At 39.6% G+C, this 1,136-nt stretch carries 5 tRNA genes; all 5 read right to left on the bottom strand.

Features of this window, described 5'->3' with window-relative positions:
- Window positions 1-196 precede the first annotated feature (196 nt).
- Window positions 197-273, bottom strand: a tRNA-Pro gene (locus ICW23_RS18690).
- 15 nt (window positions 274-288) lie between these two features.
- Window positions 289-365, bottom strand: a tRNA-Arg gene (locus ICW23_RS18685).
- Between the two features lie 9 nt (window positions 366-374).
- A tRNA-Gly gene (locus ICW23_RS18680) sits at window positions 375-449 on the bottom strand.
- 496 nt (window positions 450-945) lie between these two features.
- Window positions 946-1,018, bottom strand: a tRNA-Thr gene (locus ICW23_RS18675).
- A 2-nt stretch (window positions 1,019-1,020) separates the two neighbouring features.
- Window positions 1,021-1,095: transfer RNA gene (locus ICW23_RS18670), tRNA-Asn, on the bottom strand.
- Between the last annotated feature and the right edge of the window lie 41 nt (window positions 1,096-1,136).

Genomic DNA, 1,136 nt, shown 5'->3' with positions numbered 1-1,136 from the left:
TGAAGCAGCTTTATTAGCTTACCACTCAGCTTCTTTTATGTCAACAACTTTTTTCAAGTCGTTTTTGAAGCTTTTTGTTTTGTCTGCTGTTCATCAGCGACGTTTAATAATATACCATGTTATTTCTCTATAAATCAAGTGTTTTTTGAAATAAAGAGAAAAAATATAATCAGTACATTATCTTAAAGTTTGAGAATGGTCGGGAAGACAGGATTCGAACCTGCGACCCCATGGTCCCAAACCATGTGCTCTACCAAGCTGAGCTACTTCCCGATTTCAAGTGCATTATGGCGCGCCCGAGAGGAGTCGAACCCCTAACCTTTTGATCCGTAGTCAAACGCTCTATCCAATTGAGCTACGGGCGCAAAAATAAATGGAGCGGAAGACGGGATTCGAACCCGCGACCCCCACCTTGGCAAGGTGATGTTCTACCACTGAACTACTTCCGCAAGAAATAAATGATGAACGGTTAAAATAAAAACAACAGCATCAGAAAAAGGAAAACTCAGTTATGCTCCAGCCAGTGTGGCTCTCTGCTTAATCTAAAGCAAAAGTATATCGGGAAATTCATACAGTGCATTATGACAAAAGTAATTATATCAGGGTTTTGATAAAAGTCAATACCGTTTAACAATTTAATAATAATCTGTACTAACCTAAGGCTGCAAAAAAGAAAACTTCGTTCTCTGGATCAGAACTTGACCATTCAAGAAATTAAACTGATTAGATCTATTATACATACAATTAAGTTAACCTAATTATGCTATTTATATCACGGGAGCCATATCTCTTTGAAAATGAAGAAAGCAGACTTCCTAAGAAGGCTGCTGTTATATTTTCACCTTGATTTCTGCGGAGAGCAGTAACAGGGTCTTTGCCTATTTAAATACAAAAATAACAGTTCCATAACGCGCGGAAACTGCTTCAGATCAACGTATTTAGATAAGCTTCCAAGCGGGCTCGAACCGCTGACCTCTTCCTTACCATGGAAGTGCTCTACCTGCTGAGCTATGGAAGCAATGGCTCCGCAGGTAGGACTCGAACCTACGACCGATCGGTTAACAGCCGATAGCTCTACCACTGAGCTACTGCGGAATATTATAAGCTTCATAAACAAAAACATGGTAGATAAAACA

This window comes from Bacillus sp. 1021, assembly GCF_014534735.1.
Lineage (GTDB): Bacteria > Bacillota > Bacilli > Bacillales > Bacillaceae > Bacillus > Bacillus siamensis.
This window is presented reverse-complemented; position numbering and strand designations above follow the sequence as displayed.